This window comes from Streptomyces sp. NPDC051582, from assembly GCF_040681715.1.
Classification (GTDB): domain Bacteria; phylum Actinomycetota; class Actinomycetes; order Streptomycetales; family Streptomycetaceae; genus Streptomyces.
In genome coordinates, this window is sequence record NZ_JBFAZJ010000004.1 from 67,649 (window position 1) to 84,653 (window position 17,005).

At 72.6% G+C, this 17,005-nt stretch carries 13 protein-coding genes and 1 pseudogene; 6 read left to right on the forward strand and 8 right to left on the reverse strand.

Annotated elements, in window-relative coordinates:
- The first annotated feature begins 78 nt into the window (after positions 1-78).
- The 3 genes from AB0M92_RS07945 to AB0M92_RS07955 all read left to right on the forward strand — a co-directional run bounded on the left by AB0M92_RS07945 (position 79) and on the right by AB0M92_RS07955 (position 4,046).
- Positions 79-1,635, forward strand: a complete 1,557-nt coding sequence (locus AB0M92_RS07945) for a 3-hydroxyacyl-CoA dehydrogenase (RefSeq protein WP_366101222.1) — start codon at positions 79-81, stop codon at positions 1,633-1,635.
- The gene (locus AB0M92_RS07950) at positions 1,632-2,222 is read left to right on the forward strand and encodes a TetR/AcrR family transcriptional regulator (protein WP_048477950.1); all 591 of its coding nucleotides are present in this window, start codon (positions 1,632-1,634) and stop codon (positions 2,220-2,222) included. The genes AB0M92_RS07945 and AB0M92_RS07950 overlap by 4 nt, the downstream gene beginning before the upstream one ends.
- A 252-nt stretch (positions 2,223-2,474) precedes the next feature.
- Positions 2,475-4,046 (forward strand): PKD domain-containing protein, encoded by a 1,572-nt coding sequence (locus AB0M92_RS07955; protein ID WP_366101223.1) that lies wholly within the window; start codon positions 2,475-2,477, stop codon positions 4,044-4,046.
- 124 nt (positions 4,047-4,170) lie between these two features.
- Here the strand turns inward: AB0M92_RS07955 and AB0M92_RS07960 are convergent.
- Positions 4,171-4,727, reverse strand: a pseudogene (locus tag AB0M92_RS07960) (Lrp/AsnC family transcriptional regulator); the annotation flags it as partial.
- A gap of 191 nt (positions 4,728-4,918) precedes the next feature.
- Between AB0M92_RS07960 and pdhA the strand changes: the two are divergent.
- From pdhA to AB0M92_RS07975, 3 genes are read left to right on the forward strand one after another with little or no spacing between them, the layout of a single operon-like run.
- Positions 4,919-6,055 (forward strand): pyruvate dehydrogenase (acetyl-transferring) E1 component subunit alpha, encoded by a 1,137-nt coding sequence (pdhA, locus tag AB0M92_RS07965; RefSeq protein ID WP_366101224.1) that lies wholly within the window; start codon positions 4,919-4,921, stop codon positions 6,053-6,055.
- 26 nt (positions 6,056-6,081) lie between these two features.
- A complete protein-coding gene (locus AB0M92_RS07970) occupies positions 6,082-7,050 on the forward strand; it encodes an alpha-ketoacid dehydrogenase subunit beta (RefSeq protein WP_366101409.1) in 969 nt (322 codons plus the stop codon).
- Positions 7,050-8,333: a dihydrolipoamide acetyltransferase family protein gene (locus tag AB0M92_RS07975; protein WP_366101225.1), complete on the forward strand. Its 1,284-nt coding sequence runs from the start codon at positions 7,050-7,052 to the stop codon at positions 8,331-8,333. Before AB0M92_RS07970 ends, AB0M92_RS07975 begins: the two co-directional genes overlap by 1 nt.
- Positions 8,334-8,393: 60 nt before the next feature.
- Here AB0M92_RS07975 and AB0M92_RS07980 read toward each other — a convergent pair whose 3' ends face one another.
- The 7 genes from AB0M92_RS07980 to AB0M92_RS08010 form a co-directional block, all read right to left on the reverse strand.
- The gene (locus AB0M92_RS07980; RefSeq protein ID WP_366101226.1) at positions 8,394-9,371 is read right to left on the reverse strand and encodes an NAD(P)H-quinone oxidoreductase; all 978 of its coding nucleotides are present in this window, start codon (positions 9,369-9,371) and stop codon (positions 8,394-8,396) included.
- 37 nt (positions 9,372-9,408) lie between these two features.
- The gene (locus AB0M92_RS07985; RefSeq protein ID WP_366101227.1) at positions 9,409-10,509 is read right to left on the reverse strand and encodes a potassium channel family protein; all 1,101 of its coding nucleotides are present in this window, start codon (positions 10,507-10,509) and stop codon (positions 9,409-9,411) included.
- Positions 10,497-11,819, reverse strand: a complete 1,323-nt coding sequence (locus tag AB0M92_RS07990) for a molybdopterin molybdotransferase MoeA (protein ID WP_366101228.1) — start codon at positions 11,817-11,819, stop codon at positions 10,497-10,499. Before AB0M92_RS07990 ends, AB0M92_RS07985 begins: the two co-directional genes overlap by 13 nt.
- On the reverse strand, positions 11,816-12,685 hold the full coding sequence (locus tag AB0M92_RS07995) for an NTP transferase domain-containing protein (protein WP_366101229.1): 870 nt from the start codon (positions 12,683-12,685) through the stop codon (positions 11,816-11,818). The genes AB0M92_RS07990 and AB0M92_RS07995 overlap by 4 nt, the downstream gene beginning before the upstream one ends.
- Positions 12,686-12,806: 121 nt before the next feature.
- Positions 12,807-13,340: a bacterial proteasome activator family protein gene (locus AB0M92_RS08000; protein WP_030857605.1), complete on the reverse strand. Its 534-nt coding sequence runs from the start codon at positions 13,338-13,340 to the stop codon at positions 12,807-12,809.
- Between the two features lie 93 nt (positions 13,341-13,433).
- A complete protein-coding gene (locus AB0M92_RS08005; protein ID WP_366101230.1) occupies positions 13,434-16,256 on the reverse strand; it encodes an ABC transporter permease in 2,823 nt (940 codons plus the stop codon).
- A complete protein-coding gene (locus AB0M92_RS08010) occupies positions 16,253-16,969 on the reverse strand; it encodes an ABC transporter ATP-binding protein (protein ID WP_366101410.1) in 717 nt (238 codons plus the stop codon). Before AB0M92_RS08010 ends, AB0M92_RS08005 begins: the two co-directional genes overlap by 4 nt.
- Positions 16,970-17,005 lie beyond the last annotated feature (36 nt).

Below are 17,005 nucleotides of genomic sequence, written 5' to 3' on the forward strand. Positions count from 1 at the left end.
GTTAGAGTAACCGAACGATCGGTCGGGACAAGAGGGCCCGGCAAGCCTGTGGATAACCCGGTGCGGGAGGATCAGGACATGACAGCAATCGAGCGGTCCCGCACTGTGGCGGTCGTCGGCGCCGGCACCATGGGGCAGGGCATCGCCCAGGTCGCCCTCCTCGCAGGTCACCGGGTGCTGATCTACGACATCAACGCCACCCTCGCCGCCGGCGGCGTCGGCATCGTCCAGGACCGCGTCGACCGCATGGCCGCGAAGGGCCGCCTCGATCGCGCCGAGGCCGAGGACGCGATCGGCCGGATCGAATCGGCCTCCGCCCTCGCAGACCTCGCGGACGCCGCGCTCGTCATCGAGGCGGTCGTCGAGGACGTCGCCGTCAAGCGCGCGCTCTTCGAATCCCTCGAAGAGGTGGTTGCGCCGGACGCGCTGCTGGCCACCAACACCTCCTCCCTCTCCGTCACTGAGCTCGCCGCCGGCCTCGCGCGTCCCGGCCGCTTCCTCGGCCTGCACTTCTTCAACCCGGCCCCGCTGCTCCCCCTCGTCGAGGTGGTCAGCGGTTTCGCGACCGACCCGGCCGCCGCCGAGCGCGCGCACGCCACGGTGCTGGGCTGGGGGAAGACGCCGGTGCGCTGCGCCGACACCCCCGGCTTCATCGTCAACCGGATCGCCCGCCCCTTCTACGCCGAGGCCTTCGCGGTGTACGAGGAGCAGGGCGCCGACCCGGCCACCATCGACGCCGTGCTCCGCGAGAGCGGCGGCTTCAAGATGGGCCCGTTCCAGCTGACCGACCTGATCGGCCAGGACGTCAACGAGGCCGTCACCCGCTCCGTGTGGGAGTCGTTCTTCCGGAGCCCCAAGTTCACCCCGTCCCTGGCGCAGCGCCGACTGGTCCAGTCGGGCCGCCTCGGCCGCAAATCGGGGCACGGCTGGTTCCCGTACGGCCCGGACGCCCAGGCCCCGGCCCCGCACACCGCCTCTCCCGAGGCCGCTCCGGAGAAGGTCACCGTGGTCGGCGACCTCGGTCCGGCCGCCGGGCTGGTCGAGCTGCTGGAGGAGGCCGGGATCGCGGTCACGGAAACCGAGCACGGGGGCCCGTACATCCAGCTGCCCGGCGAGGGACAGCTGGTGCTCGCGGACGGCAAGACCTCGATCGAGTTCGCCGACGTCGTCTACTTCGACCTCGCGCTCGACTACCGCGGCGCCACCCGGATCGCGCTCTCCGCCGGAGAGGACACCAGCGAGCGGACCCTTGCCGAGGCGGTCGGGCTGTTCCAGAAGCTCGGCAAGAAGGTCTCCGTCATCGGCGACGTGCCCGGCATGATCGTGGCCCGTACGGTCGCGATGCTCATCGACCTGACCGCCGACGCCGTCGCGCGCGGGGCGGCCAGTGCCGAGGACATCGACACGGCGATGCGGCTCGGCGTCAACTACCCGCTGGGCCCGTCCGAATGGCACGGCCGGCTCGGCCGGGACTGGGCGTACGACCTGCTGCACCACCTCGACGAACGCTGTCCCGGCGGTCGCTACGCGCCCTCGCTGGCGCTGTTCAAACTCGGCTACACCGAGGGCGAAGAGGGCAATGAGGGCGAAGAGGGCGAAGACGGCTACGCGGGCGCCGCGGAGGAGACTGCATGACCACCGCGAAGCGGGACACCTACACCCCCGAGACCCTGCTGTCCGTCGCCGTCCAGGTCTTCAACGAGCGGGGCTACGACGGCACCTCCATGGAGCACCTCTCCAAGGCGGCGGGCATCTCGAAGTCCTCGATCTACCACCACGTGGCGGGCAAGGAGGAGCTGCTCCAGCGGGCCGTGAGCCGCGCGCTCGACGGGCTCTTCGCCGTCCTGGAGGAGACCGGCGCGGTACGGGGCCGGGCGGTCGAGCGGGTCGAGTACGTCACGCGCCGCACGGTCGAGGTCCTGGTCGCCGAGCTCCCGTACGTGACGCTGCTGCTGCGGGTGCGGGGCAACACCCGGACCGAGCGCTGGGCCCTGGAACGCCGCCGAGAGTTCGACCACCAGGTCGCGGAGCTGCTGAAGGCGGCTGCGGCGGACGGGGACCTGCGGGCCGACGTGGACATCCGGCTGGCCACCCGGCTGCTGTTCGGCATGGTGAACTCGCTGGTCGAGTGGTACCGCCCGCACCCCGGCACGACCGCGGACCAGCTGGCCGACGCCGTGGTGCACATGGCCCTGGACGGCCTGCGGACGGTTCGCGGCTAGCTGCCCGCCATGCTCCGTACGATCTTGGCCATTATTTTCTGATGAATTGCTGTGCGAACTCTGTACGATGAGCGGGCTTTCGAACGCGTTCAAGCAGTAACAGAAAATGGGGGGCCGGTGCGCAGTCGCCGTCTTGTAGTTTCCGCTGCCGTTGTCGTCGCGGCCAGCGTTGGTTTCATCCCGGGCATGGCCCAGGCGGCCGGTCCGGCCGCAGGTTCGTCCTCAGGTTCGTCCGCACCGGTGGCCAAGGGGGTGTCCGCTCCCGGAGCGGACCTGGCCAAGCTCGGTGCGTCCGACGTCAAGACCTTCCACAGCCCGAAGGAGCGCTCGGTCCGCAAGACCCTGCCCGCGGCCAAGGGCAAGGCTGCCGCCGGCGCCACCGCGCAGGGCGCGGAGACCGCCGCCGGCAACCCGGAGCTGGGCCTCGTCCTGGACGCGAAGAGCGTTTCCGCGCACGGCATCGAGTTGCGCGCCCAGGTCGTCAGCGTCGCGGGCGCCACCCTCAAGGTCACCTACGACTGGGGCGACGGCACGACCGACGGCACCGACGCCTACCCGGGCCAGGAGGTGTCGCTCAAGCACAGCTACGCCGAGCTCGGCGAGTACAAGGTCAAGGTCACCGTCACGGACACCGTGAACCAGGCCGAGTCCGTCAACGAGCTGCCGCTCTCGACGGTCGGCTCGGACTTCACCCCGTACGCCCCGACCCGCCTCCTGGACACCCGGGAGGGCACCGGAGCCCCGCGGGGCATGGTCCAGGCGTACTCCTCGACCAAGGTGAAGATCGCCGGCAACGGCAAGATCCCGGCGGGCGTCACGGCCGTGGCCCTGAACGTCACCGCGACCAACACCTCCAACCCCGGTCACGTCACGGTGTTCCCGGGCGGCACCACGCGTCCGACGACGTCCAACGTCAACTTCGTGGCCGCGCAGACCGTCCCGAACATGGTGATCGTGCCGGTCGGCAAGGACGGCACCGTCGAGCTCTACAACGGCAGCTGGACGCCGATCGACCTGATCGCGGACATCACGGGCTACTTCACCCGCACCGCGGCCAGCGGCTACACGCCGATGACCCCGGTCCGCGCCGTGGACACCCGCTCGGGCCAGGGCGCGCCCCAGGGCCAGGTCGGCGGCCGCAAGACGATCGGCGTGCAGCTCGGCGGCTGGTACGTGCCCTCCAGCGCCACCGCCGTGGCGCTGAACGTGACCGTCACCAACCCGCGCGAGGACGGCCACCTGACGGCCTACCCGAGCGGCCAGCAGGCCCCGAACACGTCCAACGTGAACTTCAAGGCCAAGCAGACCGTCGCCAACTCGGTGATCGTTCCCGTCGGTCCCGACGGCAAGGTCAACATCTTCAACGGCGCCTGGGCGGGCACCGACGTCATCGTCGACGTCGTCGGCTACTACAGCCCCGACAGCTCGGGGGCCTTCATGTCCCTCGCGCCGCGCCGCATGCTCGACACCCGCGCCTGGGGCTACGGGCCGATGTACGCCCGCGGCTACATCTGGATGCCCATCTCCACCGACGAGGAGGGCATCGCGGGGTACGTCCTGAACACCACGGTGACCAACACGCAGCAGGACGGGTTCCTGTCGGTCGCCCCGGACCCCAACCACCCGAGCGCCTACGACAACGGCACCGACGTCTTCCCGACGCGGCCCACGGCGTCGACCCTGAACTGGACGGCCGGCCAGACCGTCCCGAACCTGGTCCAGGCGAGCTCCGGCGGTGTCAACGGCGTCGTCGACTTCTGGAACCAGAGCTGGGCGACGACGGACCTGATCGTCGACATGTTCGGCTACTACGAGACCAAGTAACCGCGCAGCCGGCCTCGTGAAGAGCCCCGGGAAGGCCCTGACGGCCTCCCGGGGCTCTGCCGTTCCCGGGGTGCCCCGGGGCACCCCGGGGCCGCCGGGCGCCCGCGGAGAGCGCTACTCCTCGGAGATCGCCGGGGCGCCGGTCGGGCCGGGGCCCGAATCGAGCAGATCCGTTTCCTCGAACACCAGCAGGGTGCGGGTCGACAGCACTTCCGGGATGGACTGGAGGCGGGTCAGGACCAGCTCCCGCAGGGTGCGGTTGTCGGGCGTGTGCACCAGCAGCAGCACGTCGAAATCCCCGCTGACCAGGGCGATGTGCGCGGCGCCCGGAAGCTCGCGCAGCTGCTCGCGGACCGTGCGCCAGGAGTTCTGGACGATCTTCAGGGTGATGTACGCGGAGGCGCCCTGACCCGCCCGCTCGTGGTTGACGCGGGCCGTGAACCCGCGGATCACGCCGTCGTCGATCAGCCGGTTGATCCGGGCGTAGGCGTTCGCGCGCGATACGTGGACCTGCTCGGCCACCGACCGTATCGACGCGCGGCCGTCCGCCTGGAGCAGGCGCATGATCGAACGGTCGATGGGATCCAGGGGGCGCGGGGGAACCGGCGGGGTCTGCGGGGCCGAAGGCGCACCGCCGGGCGGCACCGGAGCGGAACCGGGCGCCGCACCCGGTGCGGCCATTTGTTCATCCGGCATCGCCCACCGCCTCCCTCTTCTGGACGTCCTGCACCCATCCCAAGGCCTCGGCGTCACTTTGTCCACAGCCTGGCGCCGCCTGTAGCCAAATTGCGCCATCGACCGAACAATCGGTTGGTGAGGCGCCTCACAGCCGAGTCGCCCTGCCCGCTTCCCACGAGGAGGTGTACGCCGCCATGACGGTCCAAGAGCTGCCCGGTGCCGGTGCATCCCACCGATCCACCCCGCCGCCCGCCTGGAGGCCCCGTACGGATGCCGCCCCGCTGCTCCCGGACCCCGAGCCGTACCGGGTGCTGGGCACGCCGGCCGCCGAGAAGCTCGACCCCGAGCTGATGCGCCGCTGCTACGCCGAGCTGGTGCGCGGCCGCCGGTACAACGCCCAGGCGACCGCCCTCACCCGGCAGGGCCGACTGGCCGTGTACCCGTCCACCGTCGGCCAGGAGGCCTGCGAGATCGCGGCCGCGCTGGTCCTGGAGGAGCAGGACTGGCTCTTCCCGAGCTACCGCGACACCCTCGCGGCCGTGGCCCGCGGCCTGGACCCCGTCCAGGCGCTGACCCTGCTGCGCGGCGACTGGCACACCGGCTACGACCCGCGCGAGTACCGGATCGCCCCGCTGTGCACCCCGCTCGCCACCCAGCTGCCGCACGCGGTCGGCCTGGCGCACGCGGCCCGGCTGCGCGGTGACGACGTGGTCGCGCTCGCCCTGGTGGGCGACGGCGGCACCAGCGAGGGCGATTTCCACGAGGCGCTGAACTTCGCGGCCGTCTGGCAGGCCCCGGTGGTCTTCCTCGTCCAGAACAACGGCTTCGCCATATCGGTCCCGCTGGCCAAGCAGACGGCGGCCCCCACCCTGGCCCACAAGGCCGTCGGGTACGGGATGCCCGGACGCCTCGTCGACGGCAACGACATCGCCGCCGTGCACGAGGTGCTGTCCGAGGCCGTCCGGCGGGCCCGGGCCGGTGGCGGACCGACGCTGATCGAGGCGGTCACGTACCGCATCGAGGCCCACACGAACGCCGACGACGCGACCCGCTACCGCGGCGACGCCGAGGTCGAGGCATGGAAGGCGCACGACCCGGTGGAGCTGCTGGAGCGCGAGCTGACCGCCCGCGGGATGCTGGACGCCGAGGGCATCCAGGAGGCCAAGGACGCCGCCGAGGCGATGGCCGCGACCCTGCGCGAGCGGATGAACGCCGAGCCCGTGCTCGACCCGATGGACCTGTTCGAAAACGTCTACGCGGAGCAGACCGGCCGGCTCCGCGAGCAGGCGGAGATGCTGCGCGCCGAGCTCGACGCGGAGGAGCAGTCGTGACCACGGTGGCCGTGAAGCCGGCGACGATGGCGCAGGCGCTGCAGCGCGCCATGCGCGACGCGATGGCCGAGGACCCGACGGTCCACGTCATGGGCGAGGACGTCGGCACGCTGGGCGGGGTCTTCCGGATCACGGACGGTCTCGCGAAGGAGTTCGGCGAGGAGCGGTGCACGGACACCCCGCTCGCGGAGGCCGGGATCCTGGGCGCCGCGGTGGGCATGGCCATGTACGGGCTGCGGCCGGTCGTGGAGATGCAGTTCGACGCGTTCGCCTACCCCGCCTTCGAACAGCTGATCTCGCACGTGGCGAAGATGCGCAACCGTACGCGCGGCGCGATGCCGCTCCCGATCACCATCCGGGTGCCGTACGGCGGTGGGATCGGCGGCGTGGAGCACCACAGCGACTCCTCCGAGGCGTACTACGTGGCCACCCCCGGCCTGCACGTGGTGACCCCGGCGACCGTCGAGGACGCGTACGGGCTGCTGCGCGCCTCGATCGCGAGCGACGACCCGGTGATCTTCCTGGAGCCGAAGCGGCTGTACTGGTCGAAGGCGCAGTGGGACCCCGCGGAGCCGGCGGCCGTGCCGGGGATCGGGAAGGCACTCGTCCGGCGTACCGGCGCGAGCGCCACCCTGATCACGTACGGGCCCTCGCTGCCGGTGTGCCTGGAGGCCGCCGAGGCGGCGCGCGAGGAGGGCTGGGACCTGGAGGTCGTGGACCTGCGCTCGCTCGTCCCGTTCGACGAGGAGACGGTCATGGCCTCCGTGCGCCGTACGGGGCGCGCGGTGGTGGTCCACGAGGCGAACGGCTTCGCCGGACCGGGCGCGGAGCTCGTCGCCCGCATCCAGGAGAAGTGCTTCCACCACCTGGAGGCGCCGGTGCTGCGGGTGACGGGCTTCGACATCCCGTACCCGCCGCCGATGCTGGAGAAGCACCATCTGCCCGGTGTGGACCGGATCCTGGACACCGTGGCCCGCCTGCAGTGGGAGAACTGATGCCGCAGGTAATGGAGTTCAAGCTCCCCGACCTCGGGGAGGGACTGACCGAGGCCGAGATCGTCCGCTGGCTGGTGGCGGTGGGCGACGTCGTGGCCATCGACCAGCCGGTGGTCGAGGTCGAGACGGCCAAGGCGATGGTGGAGGTGCCGTGCCCGTACGGCGGTGTGGTCACCGCCAGGTTCGGGGAGGAGGGCACGGAACTCCCCGTCGGAGCACCGCTGATCACGGTGGCGGTGGGTGCGGAGACGGCCCCCGAGGCGGAGCCCGAGGATTCCGGCTCGGGCAACGTCCTGGTGGGCTACGGGACGGACCACTCGCGCACGGCGCGTCGGAGGCGGGTGCGACCCGGCTCCGCAGCGCCGGCCGTTGCCACCGCTCCCGCACCCGCTCCCGCTGCCGCCGTGACCGGTCCGGTGGCGGTCATCTCGCCGCTGGTGCGCAAGCTGGCCCGGGACAACGGGGTCGACCTGCGCGGGCTGCGCGGATCCGGGCCCGAAGGCCTGATCCTGCGCGCGGACGTCGAGGCGGCGCTCCGTGTTCCCGAGGCGCCGTCGCCGGCACCCGTCGGCGCTCCGGTGGCGGCCGCGGGCGCGGGCGAGCGGGTGCCGCTGAAGGGCCTGCGGGGCGCGGTGGCCGAGAAGCTGTCGCGCAGCCGCCGGGAGATCCCCGACGCCACGTGCTGGGTCGACGCCGATGCGACCGAGCTGATGGCGGCGCGGGCCGCGATGAACGCCGTGGGCGGACCGAAGATCTCGGTGCTGGCGCTGCTGGCCCGGATCTGCACGGCCGCGCTGGCCAAGTATCCCGAGCTCAACTCGACCGTGGACCTCGCGGCGAACGAGATCGTACGGCTGCCGTCCGTGCACCTGGGCTTCGCGGCGCAGACGGAGCGCGGGCTGGTGGTTCCGGTGGTCCGGGACGCGCACGCGCGCGGAGCCGAGTCCCTGTCGGCGGAGTTCGCCCGCCTCACCGAGGTGGCGCGGACCGGGAAGCTGGCTCCCGCGGACCTCACCGGGGGCACGTTCACCCTGAACAACTACGGGGTGTTCGGCGTGGACGGCTCCACGCCGATCATCAACCACCCGGAGGCGGCGATGCTCGGCGTCGGCCGGATCATGGCGAAGCCGTGGGTCCACCAGGGCGAGCTGGCGGTCCGCCAGGTCGTCCAGCTCTCGCTGACGTTCGACCACCGCGTCTGCGACGGCGGCACGGCGGGCGGCTTCCTCCGCTACGTGGCCGACTGCGTGGAGTCCCCGGCGGTACTGCTGCGCTCGCTGTGACGCGCTCGCCGTAACGGTGCGCCCCCCACCTCGCGCGAGGTGGGGGGCGCATTCCCGTGCTCAGGTCGTCAGGAGCAGCTTGCCCACGTGCGTGCTCGATTCCAGCGTGCGGTGGGCCTCCGGGGCCTCGCGCATCGGGAACGACCCGTGCACGACCGGATTCACCCGGCCCGCGGCCACCAGCGGCCAGACGTGCTCCCGTACGGCCGCGACGATGGCGGCCTTCTCCTCCAGCGGGCGCGCCCGCAGGGACGTGGCGGTGATGGCCGCCCGCTTCGCCAGCAGCGCCCCCAGGTTGAGCTCCGCCTTCACGCCGCCCTGGAGCCCGATCACCGCGAGCCGGCCGTTCACGGCCAGCGCGTCCAGGTTCCGCGCCAGGTACTTCGCTCCCATGATGTCCAGGATCACGTCCGCCCCGGAGCCGCCCGTCGCGGTCCGCACCTCGGCGACGAAGTCCTGCTCGCGGTAGTCGATCAGGACGTCCGCGCCCAGCTCCTTGCAGCGGGCCAGCTTCTCGGGGCCGCCCGCGGTCACCGCCACCCTCGCGCCCACCGCCTTCGCGAGCTGGATCGCCATCGTGCCGATGCCGCTGGAGCCGCCGTGCACCAGCAGAGTCTCGCCGGGGCGCAGACCGGCCACCATGAACACGTTGGACCAGACCGTGCAGACCACCTCGGGCAGCGCCGCCGCCGTCACCAGGTCCACACCGGCCGGGACCGGCAGCAGCTGGCCCGCCGGGACGGCCACGCGCTCCGAGTACCCGCCCCCGCCGAGCAGGGCGCACACCTCGTCGCCCACGGCCCAGCCGGACACGCCCGGGCCGAGGGCGGCGATGCGCCCCGAGCACTCCAGGCCGGGGTGGCGGGAGGCGCCGGGCGGGGGATCGTAGAACCCCTGGCGCTGGAGGACGTCGGCGCGGTTCACGGCGCTCGCCGCGACGTCGACGAGGACCTCGCCCTCGCCGGCCACCGGATCGGCTACCTCGGCCCAGACGAGGGCCTCGGGGCCGCCGGGCTCTTCGATGGTGATCGCATGCATGGCCCGGAGGGTACGCCACCTCCGCGAACGACAGCGCTCAATCGGCGGGCCCGAGCGTTACCTTCGGCGAGGCGGGCGGCGCGGCGCGCACGATGGTGATGAGACGGTCCGTCAGCTGGAGCGGGCTGGCGTGCGGGTCGTCGTACGCGAGCAGCCGGTGGCCGCGCAGCACGCTCACCACCAGGTCCTCCGTCTCCCGTACGCCCTTGCCGGCCTCGGCCTTGCGCACCGGCCGTTCGATCAGGTCGAGTCCGCTGCCCTGCTGGATCAGGTCCTCCATCACCGTGCCCGCGCTCGGGCTCAGCACCGACAGGCCCAGCAGCCGGCCCGCCGCGCTCGCGCTCGTGATGACCGCGTCGGCGCCCGACTGGCGCAGCAGCGGCGCGTTCTCCTCCTCGCGGACCGCCGTGACGATCTTCGCGCCGCGGTTCATCTGCCGCGCCGTCAGCGTCACCAGGACGGCCGTGTCGTCCCGCTGCGTGGCGATGACGATCTGACGGGCTTTCTGCAGCTCGGCGCGGAGCAGCACCTCGGAGCGGGTGGCGTCGCCGACCACGCCGGTGAACCCCTCCGCGTTGGCCATGTCGATCACCTTGGCGCTCGGGTCCACGATGACGACCTGGTCCTTGCGGAGGCCGGTGGCCAGCAGCGTCTGGAGGGCCGAACGGCCCTTGGTGCCGAAGCCGACGACTACCGTGTGCTCGCGCAAGTTCTTCCTCCAGCGGTTCAACCGCCACTCTTCCCGGGTCTTCTCGGTCAGCACTTCCAGGGTCGTTCCGACCAGGATGATCAGGAACAGCACGCGCAGCGGGGTGATCAGCAGGATGTTGGTCAGCCGCGCGCTGTCGCTGTACGGGACGATGTCGCCGTAGCCGGTCGTCGACAGGGTCACCGTGGCGTAGTAGACGCAGTCGAGGAGGTCGACCGTCTGGTTGGCGTTGTCGTGATAGCCGGCCCGGTCGAGCCACACGATCAGGACCGTCAGGAACAGCACGAACAGGGCCATCAACAGGCGTTTGCCGACCTGCCGGAGAGGTTTCTCCACCACGCGCTTGGGCAGTTTGATGCGCCGTGAGACGAGTTTCTCGTCGGCGCCCCGGGCCATCGCGTCGTGGCCGTGAAGTTTCACGTGAAACATCCTCCGGAGACCCACGGCAGGTCCAGGATCTCCAGGTCCTGTCCGTCCCGCGCCCCGTGCGGCGGTACGACGGCCAGCCCGTCGGCGGCGGCCACGCCGCGCAGCATCGCGGGACCGTTGTAGCGCAGCGGTACGGCGTGCTCGTCGGTCAGCAGGACGGGCACGAGCCGGGTGTCGTACGGGTGGCCCGGCACCTCGCCCTGCACCGGAACCGTGTACCGGGGCCGCTGGCGGCGGCCGGCCAGGGCGCGCAGCAGCGGTTCGGCGAGGGTCAGCAGCCCGGAGACGGCGGCGAGCGGATTGCCGGGCAGGCCGACCAGGTGGCGTCCGTCGGCGCGGTCGCCGAGCCGGGCCAGCAGCATGGGGTGCCCCGGGCGTACGGCGACCCCGTCGACCAGCAGTTCGGCGCCGGCCTCGCGCAGGACGGGGTGGACGTGGTCGACGGGTCCGGAGGCGGTGCCGCCGGTGGTGATGACCAGGTCGGCGTCGGAGTCCGTGACGGCCGCCAGCAGGGCCTTGGCCCCGGCCGGGTCGTCGCCGAGCCGCCGGGTGGCGATGACCTCGGCGCCGAGCCGGGTGAGCCAGGGGGCGAGCATGGGGCTGAGGGCGTCGCGGATCAGCCCGTCGTGCGGGCGCCCTTCGGTCAGCAGCTCGTCCCCGAGCACCAGGATCTCCACGCGGGGCCGCGGCCGGGTGGTGAGCTCGTCGTACCCGGCGGCCGCGGCGAGGCCCAGGACGGCCGGGGTGACGAGGGAGCCGGCGGGCAGCAGCAGGTCGCCGGAGCGGCATTCCTGGCCGCGCGGGCGGATGTCCTGGCCGGTGAGCACGGCCCGGTCGGCGTGGAGCTGGGTACCGGACTCGCGCGAGTGTTCGCTGCGGATGACGGCGGTGGTGTCGGCGGGGATCCGGGCGCCGGTGGCGATCCGTACGGCCTCCCCGTCGGCCAGCGGCTCGGGGCGTTCGGACCCGGCCAGCACCCCGCCGCCGGGGCGGACGGTCCAGGGGCCGGGCCCGGAGACGGCCCAGCCGTCCATGGCGGAGCTGTCGAAGGACGGCAGGTCGGTGAGGGCCTCCAGGGACTGGGCCAGCACCTCGCCGAGCGCGTCCGCGAGGGGGACCCGGTGGGTGCGGGGCCGGATGCCGGATCCGGCCCGGGCCGAGGCCTCCCGGGCCTGCGGCCAGCCGGTGGCCCGGTGGCGGCTTCCGGAGGCACCGGTGCCGGTGGCCTCGCAGGAGCGCGGGTCGCGGCTGACCAGGGCCAGGGCCTCGTCGAGGGCCTGGAGGGCGTGGTCGGCGTCGGTGGGGGTCATCCTGAGCCGTTCTCTCGGGCCTCGGTCTCGGCTTCGGCGGCCCAGCGCAGGGCCAGCTCGGCGGCCTTGCGGGAGGCCTCGGCGACGGCGGTGGCGGGGTCTGCGCCGGCGGCTTCGGCCTGCGCGGCCGCGTAGCCGACCAGGAATGTGGTCAAGGGGGCGGCGGGCCGGGCGACGCCGTGTGCGGCGTCACGGGCGAGGTCGAGCAGGATCTTGGTGTCGACGGCGACGTCGATGTCCAGCTCGGTCTTGACGGCGGTGATCCATTGGTCCAGCACGCTTCCATGCTCCCTGATCCGGGCTCTGGCGACCGCGAGATCCTCCCAGGTGTCGCAGTCGAAGGAGGCGAGCGACGCGGAATCCGTCACCTTGGCCAGGTCGAGCTCGGCGGTGAGGGCGCGCAGGGGGAGGCCGGAGAGGGTGCCGTGCTCGGTCGCCAGGAGGGCGATCTCCCGGCGCAGCGGTTCGGCGCGGTAGGCCGCGACGAGGGGCTGGTCGCGGCCGGTGGGGTCGCGCAGCAGGGCGCCGTCCCCGCCGGCGGACGGGGCCCGCAGCAGTGTCCGGACGGTGTCCCGGTCGAGGAACGGCAGGTCGGCGGAGAGGACGAGGACCAGCTCGGCGGTGGTCGCGCGCAGCCCGGCGTCCAGGGCGGCGACGGGGCCGGCGCCGGGCGGGTCCTCCCGGGTCCAGCGGACCGGGCGGGCGGTGGGGCGGCGGCCGCCGACCACGACGGTGGTGGCGGCATCGGCGCAGGCGTCCAGGACGCGGTCGAGGAGTGCCCGTCCGCCGACCTGGAGGGCGGGCTTGTCCGCGCCTCCGAGGCGTCTCGCGGCGCCGCCGGCCAGGACGATCGCGTCGTAGGTCATACCCATGAGTATGCGCGGCCCATGTGCCCTGCGGGGGGCCGCACTTACCGGGTGCTTATAAACGGGACCGGGGTCCCGGGGCCGAAGCCCCGGTACCCCGGGTCTGATGTCACATCGCCGCTTACAGGTAGGGGCCCGAGCGGATGGCTCCGTGGCCGTCTTCCTCGTCCGTCGGGGCGCCCGGCGGCAGGGCGCGGCGCATCTGCTCCAGCTGCGCCCGCGCGGCCATCTGCTGCGCGAACAGCGCCGTCTGGATGCCGTGGAAGAGGCCTTCCAGCCAGCCCACCAACTGGGCCTGGGCGATCCGCAGTTCCGCCTCGGAGGGGATCGCCTCCTCGGTGAACGGGAGCGACAGGCGCTCCAGTTCCTCCACCAGCTCCGGAGCCAGACCGTCCTCCAGCTCCTTCACGGACGCTGCGTGGATGTCCTTCAGACGGACCCGGCTGGCCTCGTCCAGAGGTGCGGCGCGGACCTCTTCCAGAAGTTGCTTGATCATGCTGCCGATCCGCATGACCTTGGCGGGCTGTTCGACCATCTCCGTCACCGGGACCTCGCGCGACTCGTCATCGGCGCCGCCGACCGGCATCCCGTCCTGTCCCACGATCAGGCCGGGCGGGGGGCTGTCCTGCGACCGTTCACTCCTCGGCATCTCCATGCCGTCATTCTCTCGCACACCGTCCTACTCACACGGTGTGCCCCCGTACGGGCGTGATCCACCCTGTACGGGGGCGAGAACACAGAGTGACCGTCAGCCCGCCTCGCGCCGCGCCATCGCGCCGCTGGACTTGGTGACCAGGGCGGCCAGCAGGGCCGCTCCGAGCGGGACCACGACGAGCAGCCCGCCGAGGGTGTCCCAGGGCACCGCGATCGGCACGAACAGCCGGTCGTTCGCGTCGCCGGCCATCTCCATGAGGTGTTGCGTCTCCTGCCGCTGCACGAGCCGCAGCCCCACCGCCGGCAGGATGCCCGCCGCCGAGCCCAGCACCACGCCCATCAGGGCCACCACTCCGCACTGGAACCCGCTGAGCGTGCGCCGCACCCGCGGCGGGGCGCCGACCGCCGCCAGGGTCTTCAGATCGGCTTCGGCATCGGCCTGCGCGAGTCCGGTGGCGATGCCGGCCGCGCCGATGGTGACCAGGCCCGCGAAGACGGTCAGGGCCAGCCCCGTGATGTCCGCCCCACCCTGGTAGCCCGCCTCGATGGCGACGGGGGCCTCCACGCCGATCTGGTCGATCCGCTCGGCCACCCGCTGCTTCTGCCGGCTGGTGGCCTTGCCGTCCAGGGTGAAGTACGAGGCGAACGGCAGGGTGGTCAGCCCGGCGCTCTTGGCCGCGGTCGGCGGCAGGACGAGCTCCAGGCCGTAGCCCTCGGCGGTGTCGGGCGTCTGGTGTACGGCGAAGACCTTGTCCACGCCCTTGGGATCGACCCCCGGCTCGTAGATCTCGTCCTTGTTGTCGATCAGCCGGACGGTGACCTTGCCGTCCTTGACGTTGCGCTTGTCGAACGAGACGCCCTTGCCCTCCTTCAGGGCGGCGACGGCGCCCGGATCGGTGACCGCGAGCGCCGTCAGCAGTTTCTCGTCGGCGACGACCACGCCGAACTGCACGGAGTGGCGGTTGTACGTGCACCGCGGGTCCTTGCGCAGCGCCTTCCTCTCCGCGGGAGGGAACGAGTCCGCCCCGTTCTTGGCCTCGTAGAGCGGGCAGCGCTGCTCCTTGGGCCGCATGATGTCGACCCGGCCGCAGCCCTCGTTGCCGGTGAACCGCTCGCAGCCGGGCTTGCCGTACGAGATCTGGTCCACGTCCGCCCTTACGGCCAGCGGGAGTTCCTGCGACACGGCCTCGCGGACGGCGCCCATGTCCTTGCTGCGGCCGAGCTCGTTGACGGACACGTAGCCCGAGCCGTCCGGGAGGTCGGCGACGTACTCGTGGCGCGCCTGGATCTCCGTGCTGTGCTGGTACGTGGCCACCGCGACGGTGCCGGCGACGGCGGCGAGGACGGCGGCGACGGCGGGTGCCGTACGCCCCCGGTTGCGGACGGCGTCACGCAGCGCGAGCCGCGGCGACAGCGGCAGCCAGCGCCCGAGCCGCCCGAACAGGCCGACCAGCACGGGGGTGAGGGCGACGATGCCGAGCTCGGCGATGGCGCTGCCGCCCGCGACCACGGTGGAGCCCATGGCGGAGGCCGTGCCGTAGAGGGCGATCGCGGCGCCGGTGGCGAGGGCGATCAGGCCGAGGACGGGCAGCACCCGGTTGGCCCGGCGGACCCCGCGACGGCCGGTCAGCGAGGCCAGGACGGTCTGCCGGGACGCGGTGACGGCCGGGGCGATCGCGGCCAGCAGGCCGGTCACGACGGCGAGCAGGCCGATGCCGAGGATCTCCAGAGGCTGCAGCGTGAACCCGCCGAAGCGCGCGCCGAGATACTCCTCCAGTACCGGCCGCAGCCCCAGGGTGAGGGCGATGCCCAGGATCGTGCCGATGACCGCGGCCGCGACGCCGATGACGAGGCCGCCGGAGAGCACGATGGCCCGGATGTGGCGCCGGTCACCGCCGTTGGCGCCGACCAGGCCGAGCTGGCGGCGCGAGCGCCGGGCTCCGACCGCGAAGGCGGGCCCTGCCAGCAGGCAGATCTCCAGCATCGCGAGGCCGACGACGGTGGCCAGGACGGCCAGTTCGGTGGTCGGGAGCCCCTTGTCGGCGGAGTAGTAGCCCATTTCCTTCTGCTGGGCGATGTACGGCACCTCGGACTCGGCCGGCGGGTTCAGGAACACCGCGCGCGAGACCACCTGAACGCTCTTCGCGTTGAGCGCCTTGATCATGTTCCACGTGAAACCATCGCCGCCGACCTTGACCAGGTAGCTGTCGGTGGCCACCACCCCGGGGACCCCCGCGGCCTGGAAGGCCTTGTCGAGGGGGGCCAGCAGGGTGCCGGGCGGGGCGAGGACCTCGGTCTTGCTGAGCTCGGAGGGCAGCTCGTAGGCACCCACGATCCGGTACCAGGTCTCCGAGCCGCGTGCGCGGAACTCGGAGCCCACGAAGAACCCGGACTCCTTCAGGAAGGCGGTGGTGGCGACGACCTCGCCCGCCTCCTGGGCCGGGCGCCCGCGCTTCATCTCGATCATGCCCTTGACCAGGGGGCTGGCCGCGTCGATCTCACGCAGATCGGCTTCCAGCAGCCCGTAGCGGGTCCGGATCTTGGTGTGCGCCGTGCTGTCCTTGAGGGATTCGGAGCCCGCAGGGATCACCGAGGCCAGCAGGTTCGGATTGGGCTCGGAGCCGGGCACGTACTTGTCGTAGCCGCCGACGGGCATGGAGTTCCTGCCCTCGACGTCCTGGAAGACGGGCCCCGTGAGCTGGGAGTCGCTCAGCCGGGCGTCCGCCGCACCGATCTGACGGGTCACCTTCTGCCCGGGCGAGAGCTCGGCGCTGCGCACGGTGAGGTCGGCGGCGCTGACGCCGACGATCGGCAGGGCGATCATCGCGAGGACGAGGGCGCTGCGGCCCTTCGCGCGCCAGGCGTCGCGGCGGGCGATCCGGATGGCCGCGATCCAGGAGTGGTACGAGGACTTCACCGGCTGGCCGCCTGCCCCGAGAGCAGCGAGTCGGCCTGGCTGCGCAGGGTCTCGTCGACCACGCTGCCGTCGCGCAGGAAGACCACGCGGTCCGCCCAGGCGGCGAACCGCGGTTCGTGGGTGACGAGGATGCCCGCGGCGCCCGCGTCGCAGCGCGAGCGCAGCAGGGCGAGTACGGATTCGCCGGTCTCGGAGTCGAGCGCGCCGGTGGGCTCGTCCGCGAGGACCAGGCGGCGGTCGCCGACGAGGGCGCGGGCGATGGCCACGCGCTGCTGCTGGCCACCGGACATCTCGTCGGGGAAGCGGTCGGCGAGCTGGGCGAGGCCCATCTCCTCCAGCGCGGCCAGGGCCGAGACCCGGGCCTTGCGGGCGGAGGTCCCGTCGAGTTCCCGGGGCAGCGCCACGTTCTCGGCGGCGGTGAGGGCCGGGATCAGGTTGTAGTCCTGGAAGACGTACCCGATGCTGCGGCGGCGCAGCGCGGCCAGCTGCCCCCGGCTCGCGGTGGTGATGTCGGTGCCCTCGACGACGACGTGGCCGCTGGTGGGCGTGTCGAGGCCGCCGGCCAGGGTGAGCAGCGTGGACTTGCCGGAGCCGGAGGGGCCCATGACGGCGACGAGTTCGCCGGGGTACACGGACAGGTCGATGCCGCGCAGTGCGTGCACTTCGGTGGCGCCGCTGCCGTGCGTGCGGACGAGTCTGTCGAGCCGGAGCACGGGCTGTGCGGAGGGCGCGGAGGGCGCATGCGGTGC